The 16384-nt window shown below is 38.3% G+C and carries 17 protein-coding genes; 8 read left to right on the top strand and 9 right to left on the bottom strand.

The window, feature by feature from the left end; genetic code table 11:
- Positions 1-50: 50 nt before the first annotated feature.
- The 4 genes from obgE to M3O96_RS01665 all read right to left on the bottom strand — a co-directional run bounded on the left by obgE (position 51) and on the right by M3O96_RS01665 (position 3252).
- A complete protein-coding gene (gene obgE / locus M3O96_RS01680) occupies positions 51-1046 on the bottom strand; it encodes a GTPase ObgE (protein ID WP_249718152.1) in 996 nt (331 codons plus the stop codon).
- An 85-nt stretch (positions 1047-1131) separates the two neighbouring features.
- Complete coding sequence (locus M3O96_RS01675; protein ID WP_249718151.1) at positions 1132-1704, bottom strand: adenylate kinase; 573 nt, start codon at positions 1702-1704, stop codon at positions 1132-1134.
- Positions 1705-1731: 27 nt separating this feature from the next.
- A complete protein-coding gene (gene hpt, locus M3O96_RS01670) occupies positions 1732-2259 on the bottom strand; it encodes a hypoxanthine phosphoribosyltransferase (protein ID WP_249718149.1) in 528 nt (175 codons plus the stop codon).
- 84 nt (positions 2260-2343) lie between these two features.
- Positions 2344-3252, bottom strand: a complete 909-nt coding sequence (locus M3O96_RS01665; RefSeq protein ID WP_502798892.1) for a M20/M25/M40 family metallo-hydrolase — start codon at positions 3250-3252, stop codon at positions 2344-2346.
- 169 nt (positions 3253-3421) lie between these two features.
- Between M3O96_RS01665 and M3O96_RS01660 the strand changes: the two genes are divergently transcribed.
- The 4 genes from M3O96_RS01660 to M3O96_RS01645 all read left to right on the top strand — a co-directional run bounded on the left by M3O96_RS01660 (position 3422) and on the right by M3O96_RS01645 (position 6845).
- Positions 3422-4699 carry an OmpA family protein gene (locus M3O96_RS01660; RefSeq protein ID WP_249718145.1) on the top strand — a complete coding sequence of 426 codons (1278 nt, stop codon included), beginning with the start codon at positions 3422-3424 and terminating at the stop codon, positions 4697-4699.
- A 109-nt stretch (positions 4700-4808) separates the two neighbouring features.
- Positions 4809-5459, top strand: coding sequence for a uracil phosphoribosyltransferase (upp, locus tag M3O96_RS01655; protein ID WP_249718143.1), 651 nt, complete (start codon positions 4809-4811; stop codon positions 5457-5459).
- Between the two features lie 7 nt (positions 5460-5466).
- Positions 5467-6390 (top strand): calcium/sodium antiporter, encoded by a 924-nt coding sequence (locus M3O96_RS01650; protein ID WP_249718141.1) that lies wholly within the window; start codon positions 5467-5469, stop codon positions 6388-6390.
- Positions 6387-6845 carry a hypothetical protein gene (locus tag M3O96_RS01645; RefSeq protein ID WP_249718138.1) on the top strand — a complete coding sequence of 153 codons (459 nt, stop codon included), beginning with the start codon at positions 6387-6389 and terminating at the stop codon, positions 6843-6845. Before M3O96_RS01650 ends, M3O96_RS01645 begins: the two co-directional genes overlap by 4 nt.
- Here the strand turns inward: M3O96_RS01645 and sdaAA are convergent.
- The 4 genes from sdaAA to M3O96_RS01625 form a co-directional block, all read right to left on the bottom strand.
- On the bottom strand, positions 6834-7742 hold the full coding sequence (gene sdaAA, locus M3O96_RS01640; protein WP_249718136.1) for an L-serine ammonia-lyase, iron-sulfur-dependent, subunit alpha: 909 nt from the start codon (positions 7740-7742) through the stop codon (positions 6834-6836). The genes M3O96_RS01645 and sdaAA overlap by 12 nt on opposite strands.
- Before the next feature lie 104 nt (positions 7743-7846).
- Positions 7847-8803, bottom strand: coding sequence for an FKBP-type peptidyl-prolyl cis-trans isomerase (locus M3O96_RS01635; protein ID WP_249718134.1), 957 nt, complete (start codon positions 8801-8803; stop codon positions 7847-7849).
- Between the two features lies 1 nt (position 8804).
- Positions 8805-10163: an outer membrane beta-barrel protein gene (locus tag M3O96_RS01630; RefSeq protein WP_249718133.1), complete on the bottom strand. Its 1359-nt coding sequence runs from the start codon at positions 10161-10163 to the stop codon at positions 8805-8807.
- Positions 10144-10692 (bottom strand): RNA polymerase sigma factor, encoded by a 549-nt coding sequence (locus M3O96_RS01625; RefSeq protein WP_249718130.1) that lies wholly within the window; start codon positions 10690-10692, stop codon positions 10144-10146. Before M3O96_RS01625 ends, M3O96_RS01630 begins: the two co-directional genes overlap by 20 nt.
- 379 nt (positions 10693-11071) lie before the next feature.
- On the opposite strand from M3O96_RS01625, the gene M3O96_RS01620 reads away from it, so the two are divergent.
- Both M3O96_RS01620 and lipA read left to right on the top strand, forming a co-directional pair.
- Positions 11072-11800, top strand: coding sequence for a hypothetical protein (locus tag M3O96_RS01620; RefSeq protein WP_249718128.1), 729 nt, complete (start codon positions 11072-11074; stop codon positions 11798-11800).
- A 58-nt stretch (positions 11801-11858) separates the two neighbouring features.
- Positions 11859-12737 (top strand): lipoyl synthase, encoded by an 879-nt coding sequence (lipA, locus tag M3O96_RS01615; RefSeq protein WP_249718124.1) that lies wholly within the window; start codon positions 11859-11861, stop codon positions 12735-12737.
- A 57-nt stretch (positions 12738-12794) separates the two neighbouring features.
- Here lipA and M3O96_RS01610 read toward each other — a convergent pair whose 3' ends face one another.
- The gene (locus tag M3O96_RS01610) at positions 12795-13265 is read right to left on the bottom strand and encodes a Dps family protein (RefSeq protein WP_249718122.1); all 471 of its coding nucleotides are present in this window, start codon (positions 13263-13265) and stop codon (positions 12795-12797) included.
- 148 nt (positions 13266-13413) lie between these two features.
- Between M3O96_RS01610 and M3O96_RS01605 the strand changes: the two genes are divergently transcribed.
- Both M3O96_RS01605 and M3O96_RS01600 read left to right on the top strand, forming a co-directional pair.
- A complete protein-coding gene (locus M3O96_RS01605; protein WP_249718121.1) occupies positions 13414-14661 on the top strand; it encodes a sensor histidine kinase in 1248 nt (415 codons plus the stop codon).
- A gap of 118 nt (positions 14662-14779) precedes the next feature.
- Positions 14780-16360 (top strand): peptide chain release factor 3, encoded by a 1581-nt coding sequence (locus tag M3O96_RS01600; RefSeq protein ID WP_249718119.1) that lies wholly within the window; start codon positions 14780-14782, stop codon positions 16358-16360.
- Positions 16361-16384 lie beyond the last annotated feature (24 nt).

The raw sequence follows: 16384 nt of genomic DNA, 5'->3' as shown, positions 1-16384 counted from the left end.
TCATTGTTATCAATTTGTTTGCCAAGGGCTCAAAACTGACAAGTTGGCATTTATTGGGTATTGATGGCCTGCCAGAGCATATCCTTGAGTTTGTCAAGATTGTATCCCGAGACTGAAGAGATGAATATCGAACTCAGGTCTTTAGGAACCTCTTTTTTCATTTGTTCCATCAATTCTTCATCCAGCATGTCTGCCTTGGTAATGGCTAACAGTCTTTTTTTATCTAACAACTCTGGATTGTATTTTTGAAGTTCCCCAATGAGTATTTTGTATTGATTCTGGATATTGTCCGAGTCTGCTGGGATCATAAACAACAAAATTGAATTTCGTTCAATGTGCCTCAAAAATCTTAATCCAAGACCTTTTCCTTCGGCAGCTCCTTCAATAATCCCCGGTATATCAGCCATCACAAATGACTTTTCTTCTCTGTATGGGATGACGCCGAGATTTGGAACCAATGTGGTAAAAGGATAGTCGCCGATTTCAGGCCTTGCAGCAGAAATACTGGAAAGTAAAGTGGATTTTCCTGCATTTGGAAATCCTACCAATCCAACATCCGCCAATAATTTAAGCTCAAGGATGATCCATTCTTCAATGCCTTCTTCGCCAGGTTGCGCAAAATGCGGTGCCTGATTGGTTGCAGTTTTGAAGTGGTCATTACCCAAGCCACCCCGTCCACCTTTAGTGAGGATGACTTCCTGTCCTTCTTCGGTGATCTCAAACCTTACCTCAAAAGTTTCAGCATCTTTGGCAATTGTTCCCAAAGGAACCTCTAAGACTACATCTTTGCCGTCTCTTCCCTTTCTTCTTCCCCCTTCACCACCTTTACCCTCCTCTGCGATCACATGTTTTTTATATTTTAGATGGAGTAAGGTCCATACCTGCGTACTGCCTTTTAATATGATGTGTCCACCCCTACCGCCATCTCCACCATCAGGTCCACCTTTTGGCACATGCTTTTCTCTTCGAAAATGAACTGAACCTGCTCCCCCTGCTCCTGACCTGGAGCAGAATTTTACGTAATCTATAAAGTTGGAATCTGCCACTTTTTCTACAAGTTTTAAACAAAAAAGGCTAAGCTTGAAGGCTTAGCCGGATAATCTTCTCTGCAAAGGTAAGAAATATTCAGTATCAGTATCTGTCAATGACTTTTGTAATGTCAGCAAAAATGTCTTCGATGGTACCAACACCATTTATTTTGGTGAATTTTCCCTGCTTTTCGTAATACTCAGCAACAGGAAGGGTCTCGTCCAGATATACTCGTATCCTGGTTTCGATTTTGGCTTCATCCTGATCATCGGTTCTTCCGGAGGTTTTTCCCCTTTCCCTGATTCTTTCTTTCAAAATATCCTCTGCCACATCAAGTGCAATCATTCCAGAAATTTCAATTTTGTTTTTTTTCATTAATTTATCCAAGGCTTCTGCCTGGGCCACAGTTCTTGGAAATCCATCGAAAATGAAGCCATTGGTTCCTAATGTATTAGCGATTTTGTCATCCACCATGTCGATGACAACTTCGTCGGGAACTAGCCTGCCTTCATCCATGAATTTTCGGGCGAGTTTTCCTAGTTCGGTGCCTTCCCCAAGATGTTTTCTGAATAAATCTCCTGTGGATAAATGTGTCAGCTTGTATTTTGAAATTATATTTTCGCTTTGGGTTCCTTTTCCTGCCCCTGGAGGGCCAAATAATACGATATTAAGCATGTTATGAATAAATTAATATTTTGGTTCCTATTTCAATTGATAAAGTTCGGGAAGGTTTCGGCCAAATCCATCATAGTCCATCCCATATCCGACTACAAACTTGTTTGGGATTTCAAAGCCGATGTAATTTACCTTAAGCAGCTCCACTAAAGCATCTGGTTTTAGTAAAAGGCTGGCAATAGCTATCCTCTTTGGTGTTTCTTTTTCTATCATTTCCACCAAGTGTTTCATACTCAAACCTGTGTCAATAATATCTTCTACAATTACTACTGACCTATTATTTAAATTAACATCAAGACCGAGAATATTTCTAATAGATCCTGTTGAGTTTGTTCCCGAATAAGAAGAAATTTTAATGAAGCTTATCTCAATAGGTATTGAAATACTTTTAGCCAAATCTGAAAGGAATATAAAAGAACCGTTGAGGACACCAATTAATATAGGGCAATCTTCTTTGAAATCTTTCGATATTTCAGCCCCAATTTCTGCCACCCGTTGTTGAATTGAATGGGCTGTTATATAAGGTACAAATACTTTGTCTTTTATTGATATCATAAAATCAAATAAAAATGCCCTTTATTCAAGGGCATTGCAAATATAAAAAAAAAGATTTCTCTACATCTAAATTATTGCTAATCCTTACAACCGCTTCATTAGATAGCTGTAAAGATCAATCATAGATTGGAGGTCTTTCAAAGAAATTTTTTCATTTGGGGTATGGACATTGTCTTCCGGAGGTCCAATAAAACACCAATCTATCGCATAAGGAGAAAATTGAATTTCACGGCCATCACTGCCGCCTATACCTTCTACTTCCAACTGAAATGGAATGCCGCTCTCCTCTGCCAGTTTAAGGATTTTATCTAAGAATTTTTTTCTTGGGATATATTTATCCCTTAATGAAATAGCTACTCCTTCATGGTGTTGTACTCCCTCAGTGACCCATGTGACATCAGAAATAAGAGCAAACTCAATAGGAGCCACTTCTTGGATAAAGTGAAGTAAATATGGAACGCTGCCTCCCCCGTGTTCTTCATAGGTTGAAAAAATTATCCAGCCATTTTCTAAATTATCACATAAGTTAAGGCAATTGTATATGCCAATCCTATTATCCAAGTAGGCTGCTTGGATAAATTCTTCGTCAAGAATAATAGACTGTTCATAAGAAAGCAAGGTTCCCCTGTCTATTGCTCGGGGAAAATCATGAAAAGCAAAATCATCATTTAAAATTATTTTACATGAGATAAGCCCGAGACTATCTTCTCCTACCAACCTTGTTCCATTGTCAATTTCCGGACCGCCGATTGGTAAGAGCTGATTTTCATATCTTGCCGAAAACCCCACAGTATCTATGTGCGCAAAAACAGCTCCGCGGGGATTTCCAAATTTAAGTAACAGACAATCATGTAAGTTGTCTCCAAAATAAATGTCGGGCTGAACCTTCCATTGACCTTTCCGTTTGTTAATGTGATCTATCAAAAATTCAGTCATTGCCGTTTCATTTCCCGAAACACTGATTACATTTAGAAGATCAAACAGGGTTTTTATCATCGTATTTATAATTTCACATTGATGAAAATTGTAAATTGATTAAAAATCAAAAAGAATTTTGGTATTGTTTTAAAATATTAATATACATTTGTGAATAGTTAAAAGTTTATAAATTTGCAGTCAAATCAATTAAACACCTAAAAATCTGAACAAAAAATTTTTTATTATGAAAAAAATATTACTATCAACAATCATGGCGGGCTGTTTAGCTTTAGGAGTTAACGCCCAAGACGACTATAACAAGTGGTCTTTAGAACTTAACGGAGGTTTTAACAAACCTATGGCTCCTTTGTCACCTGGATATTTCTCACCAACATTAAATCTTGGTCATGTTGACTTTGGTGTTAGGTATATGTTCAATGACAAATTCGGTGCTAAATTAGATTATGGACTGGGTTCCTTCAGTGAATCTGGAAAAGACAATAATCCTGCGTTTTCTACCAATTATTACAGGCTAAACCTTCAAGGAGTAGCTAATCTTGGTCGAATAATGAAATGGGAAACCTTCACTAGAAGGGTAAATTTGTTAGGTCACCTTGGTGCCGGTATTGGACAAGTTAAACATGACGGTCCTCCGATTACTTTTGATGATAATGTATACAACATTATTGCAGGTTTGACCGGTCAAGTGAAACTTAGTGAAAGAATTGCTCTTACAGGAGATGTAAGTACAATTCTTAACGGTAGACAAACAGTTACCTTTGATGGTAATACCAATATCGGTCCCGCAGATGCAGGTTTTTATGGAACAAATGGAACTTGGTGGACAGGAACTTTAGGATTGACATTCTATCTTGGCAAAGGTGCAACCCATGCTGACTGGTATATCGAAGCAGATAAATATGCTACCAAAGCTGAATTGGCTCAACAAATCGGCGAAATTAAAGATATGTTGAAAGACTCTGACGGTGATGGTATCCCTGATTATCTTGACAAAGAGCCAAATACTCCATCTGGATCAAGAGTAGATTCACAGGGTAGAGCAATGGATTCTGACGGTGACGGAATACCTGATCATTTGGATAAATGTCCATTCGCTCCAGGTCCGGCCTCAAATAACGGTTGTCCAATTGAACAAGTTAAGGAAGAAACTGACTTCTTTAAGAGAGCTATCAATGAGAACTACGTAAACGTTTATTACGCATTTGATTCAGCAAAACCACTAGGTTTTTCTGCATCCGCTGTAAACTATGTTGCTAACTTCTTGAATAGAAATCCTGGAGTTAAACTAGAAGTAAAAGGATTTGCTGACGAAATTGGTCCTGCTGATTACAACATGAAGTTGTCTGAGAGAAGAGCAAAAGCAGTATATGATCTTTTGATCTCTTCGGGTATAGACTCTTCAAGACTTTCCTACAAAGGATATGGTGAAGATACTAGCGTAGATAAAAATTCTGCCGATGCCAGACAATTGGCTAGAAGAGCTAGCTTTGAAGTTAAATAATACTTAATTAAAATAATGAAAACCCGATTCATAGAATCGGGTTTTTTTTTGTCTTTTTCTTAGTGAATATCCGATATTTGGAACAATACATAATTTTAATGGATTTCACATGTTTATTTTAGACCAAACAAATAGCATAGCAAATAACTTCCTAGCTGAACTTAGAGATGTTGCAATACAAAATGACAGGTTGAAATTTAGAAAAAACCTTGAAAGATTAGGAGAAGTAATGGCCTATGAGGTTTCCAAAGCATTACACTTTATTGATTGTGATGTGAATACTCCTTTAGGAAATAAGCGATCAAAATTGATTTTAGAACAACCTATATTGATTGCTGTACTTAGAGCGGCTCTTCCCTTTTATAATGGTTTTTTGAATTATTTTGATCAGGCTGACAGTGGTTTTATTGGGGCATATAGAAATGAAGGTGGAAATCAGGACGAAGGAGTTGAAATTGAATATTTGTATCAAGCTACTCCTGATATAAACGATAAAAACTTGATTTTAATAGACCCTATGTTGGCATCAGGGAAATCTGTTTTGAAAACTATTGAAAATCTTCTTTTGATTGGAAAACCCAAGGTAATCCATATTGTAAGTGTTATTGCCGCCCCTGAGGGAGTCAAGTTGATCAATGAAAGCATCAAGATTCCCTACCAATTATGGATTGGCTCTTTGGATGAATGTTTAAATGATCGATCGTACATCATTCCTGGCCTAGGTGATGCAGGTGATCTTTGTTTTGGTAATAAAGTTTAAATAAGATATGGTTTATATATTTTTATGTTTGGGTCTACTGATTCTTTTGGCAGGAGGAAAATTTTTAGTAGATGGTGCTTCTTCCCTTGCCTTGAAAATTGGTTTAAGCCAAGGGTTGATTGGGTTGACGATAGTTGCCTTTGGTACCTCTTCACCGGAATTATTGGTAAGTATTTATGCTGCTTTGGAAGGTAAAAGCGATATCTCTATTGGAAATGTAATTGGGTCTAATATTGCGAATATTTCTCTTGTTTTGGGAATCAGTGCTATCGTATTTCCTATTAAATTAAACTCAAGTATATTAAAAGTTGAATACCTTGTACTTTTAATATCTTCTTTCATATTCTATTTTTTTTCTTACAATGGACTTATATCGAGATTAGATGGTGTCATACTCTTAGTTATCTTAATCCTAATCAATACTTATTTCTTTTTTAAACTTAGAAAGATCAATTTAAGTGACCTAGATGATCCTGAGGTTCTGCCTTTGCCGATTTGGAAATCTCTACTATTGCTAACAGGTGGGGTATTGGGATTATATTTTGGAGCTGACATGTTCATAGAAAATTCGGTAGAAATTGCTACGATTTTCGGAGTCAGTGAAAGGATCATAGGTATTACAGTAATTGCCGTTGGAACAAGTCTCCCTGAAATGGTGACTTCAATTATTGCAGCCATCAATAAAAAAACCGATATAGCCCTTGGAAATATTCTTGGTAGTAACATCATGAATATCCTTGCAATTATTGGTATAACTGCTGTAATCAGTCCGATAGCTGTTTCAGATTTATTTCTCAATCAGGATTTTTTATGGATGTTGGGTTTGACAATTGTTTTATTTCCGATTTTAAAATCTGGAAACAAAGTTTCCCGTCTTGAGGGCATATTTCTTTTTGGATTTTATATAACTTATATCCTTATCATTATATGACTGGATATTTATTGAAATTCATTGGGATCTACTTTGCATGCCTCTTTAAATTTATTTCTGGTCCCGTATTGGGCGCTGCAGCAGGGTTTTCATTATTTGAGATTGTTCTCGTATCTGTTGGAGGAATGATGACGACTGTCGTCACTCTGACCTTTGTTGGAGATTGGTTTAAATCCTATTGGGATTTAAAGATTTCGCCAAACAGGAAAAGATTTTCTCCTAAGTCTAGAAAAATAGTTAGGGTTTGGAGAAAGTTTGGACCAATTTGGATTGCAGTTTTTACACCACTGTTTCTAACACCGATTGGTGGAACTATCGTGATGAATGCGTTTAATGTTGAAAAAAAGAAAATAATTCTTTACATGTTTGGGAGTGCTCTTTTTTGGTCTGTCGTCCTTGGAGGATCAATTCATTGGATATTAAGCATTCCATTTTTTGACACTTTACTCCGGTAAATTCTCGTCAGGTAAGATTTCAATATCCTTTATCAAAACTCTTTTGGAAATCTCCTGCCCCGTCAATGTGGCTGCTAATCCTCCCATTGCAGTTTCTTTGTACCTGCTTTCCATACTTGATCCGATTTCACCCATAGCTTCAATGCATTCGTCAACAGGAATGACGGAGTTGACTGCGGATATGGCTATTTGAGCTGAGCTAAATGCAATGGCTGCAGCACTTGCATTCCTAACCACACAGGGAACTTCTACAAGTCCTGCAACAGGATCGCAAACAAGACCAAGCATGCATTGTATAGTGATCGCAACTGCATTGAACACTTGGTCAATAGATCCTCCCAAACAATACACAACCGCTCCCGAAGCCATTGCTGCCGCTGATCCGGTTTCTGCCTGACAGCCTCCTACAGCACCTGCCAAACTCGCTTTTTGCTCTATGATTAGGGCGATTCCTGCGCCAACCAATAATCCTTCAAGAATCTTTTGGTCCGACAAACCATGGATTTCTTGCAGTGTGTATAGCACCCCGGGCAAGATTCCGGATGCTCCTGCTGTGGGAGCGGCGACAACTCTTCCCATACAGGAATTAACTTCTTTTGCTGCTAAAGCCCTTGAAATCAATTTTTGAAAATCCAATGAAAGAACTGTCAAAGGATGGTTAAACACTTTTTTGGCACCATTGTCGATCATTCCTGATCTGGAGGTCATATTTTCACTTAGCCCAATCTCCACCGCCTCTTTCATGACATCATAGGCTTTTTGCAACCCCAACCAAATATCCTCTTCAATTCCATTTTTTTGTGAGAATTCATATTCCAAAACAGCTTGGTGTAAGCCAATTTGATTTTTTTCACAATGGGATTTCCAACCCACAAAACTATCAAATAGAAAATTCATAACAATTGAGTTTTTAGTGTCAGCAAATTTGGATAAACTATCCATGAAAACAAAAAGCCTCCAGATTTGAAATTTGGAGGCTTATAAATAAAATTTGAAAATTGCTACCTAATATCGGTTACAGTCACTCTGAATATAATCGGTTCAAATGGTCTTGCGATTTGGTTTATATATCCTTTTTCAAACAAATCCTTCCTGATTACCAAAGGATAAACTTGTACTGTCAACCCGAATCCTAACCTTGAAGGGATGATTGCTTCTATTTCCTGTCCCTTTTTCAAACCTTTCAAACTCAGGTTTAAAAACTTTTGATTAGACTCAGTTCCAACCGTAACTTGAAATGGCGTTGTTCCGGTAGACTGTGCAAAAGGGGATTCGCTATCAAGCTGAAGTAGCTTGTAGGTAAAGCTGACGATGTCTCCATTTGCAGTCACTTTACTTCCTGCCTCTCCTTCTTTAATAGTTTTTACATAAATGCTGTCGGCTGTTTTTACGAATCCTTCAAGGTTTTTTTCAGAGATATAGTTTAAGATCATTTCGTTCTCAATTTCCTTGATTTCATCGTTGGTATATGTTTCTACATATTTTACCTTGACCACAAGGTTGGCATTTGGCAATATCAATTGCTGGTAACTATATTCCTGATAAGCAAGATAGGATGGTATATATAGCATGAAAGTCTCACCGGTCTTTGCCAGTCCCGAAGCGAAATTTATAGCTCTTGGGATCAAACCTCCTTCAGAATGCTTATATATCCTTGGACTCTTGGATTCATCTGTATAAGCTTCAATTAATTGTCCATCAATCGTCCTTATTTCATAATATACGCCGACAATATCATTGTTAATGATTTGATTTCCTGTTTCATTTGGAATCTCTTTTTTGTAGAAATAACCCAATTGTGTCTCAATAGCATTGATATTATTGCGTGAAAGATAATCCGCTAGCAATCGGTCATCTCGGTTAATGGCATTTTGTAAGTCTGACTCCACCTTTGGAAAACATCCTGCTATTCCAAATAACAACACAACTAGGACTGGTAAAGCAATTTTTCTAATCATTTTATTCTTTTTTAGATTTTAATTGAAAATTCATTCTAAGATTTATTCCCCCAATAGAGAATTGTTGGTTTGTAAATGTTTGGTCGCCTAATGGCAATTTATAAAACGGTTCTATGGACAGAGATGTGCCATTTTTAAGATTTTGCTCAAATCCAATTCCAAAATTCAACATTCTTCCAGTATCTATTCCATTAGATTGGGGATCAGGCTCAATGGTTTGACTGAAGGTATTCAGCATGGATTGGGAACTTGCAAAATTAACCGTGGCAAGGTTTGCAGTACTGTAAGTCGTGACATCCTGTTGGTTTAAATAGACCATATTAGACAGTCCCGATATCAAATATATGCCGGATTCTTTTTTGTCCATTACCCTATACTTCAGATTAATGGGTATTTCCAATTGTCCGAAACTTACTTCTCGAGAAGTATTGATAACATTACCTGTAATGGACGCGGCTTTCAAACTTCCAGATGCCATGTCATTTGTGACCCCTGCCAATAACATATTACCTCCGGAAGTTGGTGAAATATTTTGCCGGGCATAAGCCATTCCTACATCAAGTTTTAATTTCCTTGAAAATGATAGTTCAGACATCAAGCCTGCTCCAAGATTTATACTTTGAGTGGAATTGGAAATCGTCTGAGGTGCTACCAAAACTCCAAGTTTCATAGGATCTTTGAAATTTGTTTCTTCTAGGGCCGTCTCTTTGGAAGGGATATTTTCCTCTCCTTTCCATTCTTGGATCTGTGCTATGGCCTCCTTTGCAGTCATTTCCTTGGGGTCAATATTGGAAGTTGACGATGTGCTACTTTTTTCAGCAATGGTGACCAGTAACTCAATCCCATTATTGTTTTCAACCACAAGGGAGTTGCTCTTTTTAACCTCGGAAGATGCAATGTTTACATTCTCCTGTTTTTGGTTGATTGATTTCAGAGTTGATTTGCTGGTTTCAGTTTTTAATGGGGAATTTTGAAAAGGGTTTTTTTGATTTTGTGCATCCTGGATTTCGGGTGGATTATTAGATGCTAATGGTTTTTCTGGAATGGGTTTTTCCTCAGTATTACTTAATTCCTCAGAAGGTTTTCCATCCGAGCCTTCTTCACCCTTATCCGCAATGACAATTTGGAGATCAGTTGCTGGATTTTTTGCAGGCTGGATCAAAGTGTAAATAGAAATTCCAAAAAGGAAAGCAGCAGCGATTCCTGAAATCCATTTAATCCAGATAGCCATAGGATTAGCTTCCTTGCGGAAATATTTTTTTGAAAATTTATCCCATTCTGAAGGATCAAATTCGCCTTCCAAGCCTTGGAAAGAGGATTTGATTTTATCTGCAAGTTTTTTATCGAATTGCTCCCGCATCTTTGATTTGGTTTAGCTCTTGTATTTTTTCACGAAGTTTTTTCTTTGCCCTAGCTAGATAGGTTCTTGAAGTACTGGAGGGGATACTTAACTGTTCGCTGATTTCGTTGTGGGAATAGCCTTCGATTTCGTACAAGTTGAATATGATTCTTAGGATTTCAGGAAGTCCCCTCAAAATCTCAAGGATATCCTCGGCTGAAAGTTGGTCGATTACATCCGCTTCCATGGTTTCCGCATTTGCTTTTTCAATGTCCATCAGTGCGGTATGTTTGATGTTTTTGCGGTAATAATCAATGGAGGTATTAATCAAGATCCTTCTCAGCCAACCTTTAAATGAGTTTTGTGGATCATAATGATCCAACTTTTCAAAAACTTTCATGAAGCTGTCATTGATGATTTCGCATGCTTCCTCTCTTGAATTGGAATACCTCAGGGCAACACTCATGGCATACCCATAGAATTGCTTGTAAAGCAGCTCAATGGACTTTTTGTCTCCAGTCTTTGCTTTTTGGATGAGGTGTTTTTCCAAAGATTATGCTTTTAATAAGCCTTCCTTTTCAGGACGGCATTTAATGGTTTAATGCGACATCAGTCAAAAAAAGTTATTTCTTTAAATACAATCCCAACTTCACCTTTTTCAATTACGGAAAGGATGAGTAGGTTGTTTTTAAATGCAATGGCAAAGATAAAATTAAAAAATCCGTGCACCTTGCTGTGAAAATATGGATTTAGACTTGCCTTCTTTTTCGTCACTCTAAGTTTTTTTCTTTTTTTTAGAATGAAAGGATGAATTTTTCGTCAAAAGATTTCTTTGCGGCAGATTTTTTATCATTGTCCTAAACCCTTACTTTTATATTTTGTTAAAAACATACTGTAGAACTCTCCGTTTAATGGTTAACCAATTTATAATGAGAAGAATCGTCTATATTTCTATTTTCCTTCTTTTCCTTTCGGCTACGTTCTCTTATGCCCAAAGAGAGGATATGGGAAATTATGAATATGACAGAGAAGTCCTTTTTGGGGTTAACAAAAATACCAATGGCGGATTGATAGGGGGGTTTGTTTTGAAATTGGGATACCGGATTGATGAAAGCCAGTTTCAGTTTTTTGGATTGGACCTTGTCAATGTCAAAAATCCAAAGGAAGTCAGATACAATACAGTTCTGGGCAATTCCTATATTTTCGGAAAATCAAATTACCTGTACTCCATCAGGCCATATTATGGACGGGAGCTGATAGTGTTCAAGAAAGCACCACAGCAAGGTGTTCAGGTATCTCTTTTGGGAGCTATCGGTCCATCGATTGGTATAATTGCCCCCTATTACATTGAATATGCGCCCAATAGATTGGAAACGGTCAGAGAGCAGTATGATCCTGAAAGGCATCAAAGCAGGTACAATATCCTAGGACCGGGAAGAATTTTTGAGGGATTGGGACAATCTGATATTGCTTTTGGAGGGAACGCAAAGGCAGCTGTACTTTTTGAGTTTGGAGTATTCAAATCAAATGTGACTGGTTTGGAACTAGGATACCAATTGGAAGGTTTTACCAAAGAAATTCCGCTGATGCCCACTGTAGAAAACCGACAAGTATTCCAATCAGTGTACTTCACGTTTTTCTATGGTTTTAGAAAATAACCCAAATGTTGGGTCAGCTCTTTCCTAATAATAATTTCGCATTTCTAATCTTTAGATCATGATCGAACTACCTATAATTTCCCAAGAAGCAACAAAAAGAAAAAAACCTGATTGGTTGAGGGTGAAGTTGCCAATCGGGAAGGAATATGCCAAAGTTAGAAAGCTTGTCGATGAGCATAAGCTTCATACGATCTGCGAAAGTGGCAATTGCCCAAACATGGGCGAATGTTGGGGTGCCGGGACGGCGACATTCATGATATTGGGAAATGTCTGCACCCGATCGTGCTCTTTCTGTGCAGTAGCAACAGGGAGACCACCCGAATATGATACCGATGAGCCAAGAAGAGTAGCTGAGGCCATCAAACTGATGGGAGTGAAGCATGCTGTGATCACTTCTGTAAACAGAGACGAGCTAAAGGATAAAGGATCCGAGATTTGGTATCAGACCGTGGTCGAGACAAAAAGACTATCTCCACAAACTACCATTGAAACCCTTATCCCAGATGTTAAGTCAAATTGGGAGGCTTTGTATAGAATGATCAGTGGAGGTCAAGAAGTTGTTTCCCACAATATGGAAACCGTTGAGACTCTTTATAGAAGGGTGAGGCCGCAGGCAAAATATAGCCGATCTTTGGAACAAATTAAATTGACCAAAGAATATGGCAAAAGAACCAAAACCGGAATCATGCTTGGACTTGGTGAGACAAAAGAAGAGGTCTACAAAGCAATGGATGATCTTGCTGCCAATGGATGTGACATTCTGACACTTGGTCAATATCTTCAGCCTACCAAAATGCATATCGAAGTGGCAGAGTTTATCCATCCGGATTTATTTGCCCATTATAAAGAGGAAGGATTGAATAGAGGAATAAAATATGTCGAATCGGGACCTTTGGTGAGATCCTCTTACCATGCCGAGAGACATGTGAATGTCTAAAAATAAAAAAAGAGGATGAGGTTATCACCCATCCTCCTTCTTTTAAGATTGATTTTTTTATCTGAGATATGCAGAAAGCATCCACACAGTTTTTTCTTTGGCTGTGATATAATCGCTCATCAATGAAACTGTTCCTTCATCGCCTTGTTCCGTAGCCGCTTCCAAAGCATCTCTTTCAAGGTTCAAAAGAGTATTTAGGTTGTCTCTGACGATTTCTACCATGGTTTTGGAATCTTGGATTTTTTTAGCCTCCTTGATTTCTGAATTTTCTATGTAATCTTGGTAAGAAGAAAATGGCCTTTCTCCCAAAGTCAGGATTCTTTCTGCTGTTTCGTCCACACCAAGGTTTGCTACATTGTAAAGTTCCTCAAACTTGGCGTGAAGTTCGAAAAAATTAGGTCCCGAGACATTCCAATGGAAGTTTCTCAGGTTCTGATAATATACCTGATAATTGGCCAATAGGATATTCAGTTTCTTGACCAAAACCTTGCTTTCTTTTATTTCTAATCCAATATCGTTTGTGCTCATAATATTTATATTTATGGTTAGTTATACCAGTAGCTGTACAAAAATGAAGCCACAGAAGGTGGATAAGTAATTTTGTCAGATTGATAATATCTATGGCAAAATCGAGTTTTCTATTACAACACCTTTTGACCAATAATAAATACACCCAATGAGGAATACACTGCAGGATATAGGGATTTTAGATTTTTACCAAAATAAAAACCGGATCAAATGGCTCATTTTCATAAGTTCTGTAGTAATCAGTTTTGGTTCTATATACTATACCAATATCTTGGTGGAAGAGCTGAAGGAGAGAGAAAAGCGTCAGATCGAACTTTTAGCAAGGGCACTCGAATATGCTTCAAGTGCATCCATTGATACGGATAACCTCAGTTTCATTACCCAAGAAATCATCCAACAAAATAATTCCATACCTGTAATTGTTGTCAATGCCGATGGTGATCCGATAGACCATAAAAACATCAAGTTCAAAAAAGATGCAAATGAGGAGGATATGGATAAGGTGTTAAGGGCAGAGCTGGTTAAAATGAAGGCAGAGTATGAGCCTATTAGGAGTGAAGATTCCCTTATTTATTACCGTAATTCAGAGCTCTTAACATCTCTTAAATATTACCCTTATGTGCAGCTATCGGTGATTTTGGTTTTTGGGGTATTGGCTTTCGCAGTTTTTAACCAATCTAAGGTCGCTGAACAAAACCGTGTCTGGGCAGGCCTGACCAAAGAAACCGCCCATCAATTAGGAACTCCTATTGCTTCATTGATGGCTTGGATGGATTACCTCAAAAATTCTCCCATTTGGGAAGAAAACAAAGAAGTTATCCATGAAATGGATAAGGATGTGGTCAAATTAAGAATGGTCACAGAGAGATTCAGTTCGATTGGCAGCAAACCATCGATCCAACTGGAAAACGTGTTTTTAGTAGTGGATGAGGCTATAACCTACCTGCGTCCAAGGATTTCTACCAAAGTGGATATTCAAGTCAACGGCTATGCTGATAATATTGAGGCGATGTTGAACAAATCACTTTTTGAATGGGTGATCGAAAATATTGTCAAAAATGCCGTGGATGCCATGAAAGGCCAAGGTAGTATCTCGATAGATATCGTTAAGGAAAGTGAGAAATTTGTCTTTATAGACATTACCGACAATGGCAAAGGCATGGATAAAGGAATGTACAAAAAGGTTTTTAATCCTGGTTTCACGACAAGAAAAAGAGGCTGGGGACTTGGATTAACACTAGCTAAAAGGATAATAGAAGGATATCATAAAGGAAAAGTCTATGTCAAGCATTCCGAAATTGGTGTTGGCACTACTTTTCGAATCATCCTCCATGGAAGCAAAGATGGAATTCAGGGATTCAAACAAGAGGATTTTTTGGGTCAAAAGGTATCCTGATATGCGATTATTCTCCTCCTGGATTTTGATCAATCAACTTTTAAACTTTCCATCCTTCCAACCTTAGAATTAAAAGTCTACCTTTGCAGGCTGAAAAATTACAGAATCAGGACTTTACATGAGTTTGACTAAGGAAATACAAAAGAGAAGAACGTTTGCCATCATTGCCCACCCGGATGCAGGAAAGACCACTTTGACCGAAAAGCTCTTGCTATTTGGCGGCGCAATCCAGACAGCAGGCGCGGTGAAATCCAACAAAATCGACACCGCTACCAAATCCGATTGGATGGAAATAGAGAAACAAAGAGGTATCTCTGTGGCCACTTCGGTGATGGGTTTTGAATATCAAGGTGTCAAAATCAACCTGTTGGATACCCCGGGTCACCAGGATTTTGCGGAAGATACCTATCGGACTTTGACTGCTGTCGATTCGGTCATCATGGTCATAGATTGTGTGAAGGGAGTTGAAATCCAGACCGAAAAACTTATGGAAGTCTGTAGGATGAGAAATACGCCTGTGATCTGTTTTATCAACAAACTCGACCGTGAAGGTAGAGACCCTTACGAGTTGTTGGATGAGGTGGAGGAGAAATTGAACATTCAGGTCAGACCGCTTTCTTGGCCTATCGGAATGGGAAAGGGATTCAAGGGAGTCTATAATCTGTATGACAAAAAGCTGAACCTTTTCACTCCAAGTCAGCGGAAACTGAGCGATGCCAGAGAGACAATCCAAAACCTTGATGATACCAAACTGGATGAATTGATTGGGGGGAATAATGCTAAGCAACTACGGGAAGATGTGGAATTGATTGAAGGAGTTTACCCTGATTTTGATCCCAAAGAATACCTTGAAGGTAAAGTCGCTCCGGTATTTTTCGGCTCAGCCGTAAATAATTTTGGAGTGAATGAGATGCTTGACACCTTTATCCGGATTGCACCTTCTCCCAAAAGCAGATTTACTGAGGAGAGGGAAGTCAAACCGGAGGAATCCAAATTCTCTGGATTTGTGTTTAAAATCCACGCCAACATGGATCCCAACCATAGGAATAGGATTGCATTTTTGAGGATAGTTTCTGGGAAATTTGAAAGAAACAAACCTTACAACCATGTCCGTGGACCTAAGCCGCTGCGGTTTTCTAATGTGACCCAATTTATGGCGCAGGACAGAGAAATCGTAGATGAGGCATTTCCAGGTGACATTGTCGGTTTATTTGATACCGGTAATCTAAAAATCGGAGATACCATGACTGATGGAGAAAACATGACTTTCAAAGGTATCCCAAGCTTTTCTCCCGAAATCTTCAAAGAAGTCATCAACAAAGACGCCATGAAGACCAAGCAATTGGAAAAGGGCTTGAAGCAGCTGATGGAAGAGGGAGTTGCCCAATATTTCACTTACGAAATGGGAAACCGTAAAGTAGTGGGTACCGTGGGTCAGCTTCAGTTTGAGGTGATTCAGTTCAGGCTTAAAAATGAATACAACGCTTCGGTTGAATTTGCGCCAATGAACTTATACAAAGCCTGTTGGATCAGCAGCAAAGACAAAAAGCAATTGGATGAATTTATCAGGTCCAAGAGCAGACACATTGCGTATGACAAAGACGGGAAAGTGGTCTTTATGGCCGAATCAAGGGCGTGGCTTCAGATGGTGCAGGACAACTATCCAGAAATAGAATTCCATTTCACCTCCGAATTCTAAAGAAATATGTTTCCCGCAAAGACG

Source organism: Aquiflexum sp. TKW24L (assembly GCF_023502205.1).
In the GTDB taxonomy this organism is placed as follows: Bacteria; Bacteroidota; Bacteroidia; order Cytophagales; family Cyclobacteriaceae; genus Cognataquiflexum.
The sequence above is the reverse complement of the archived record's forward strand: the minus strand, read 5'-3'. Positions and strand labels throughout refer to the sequence as shown.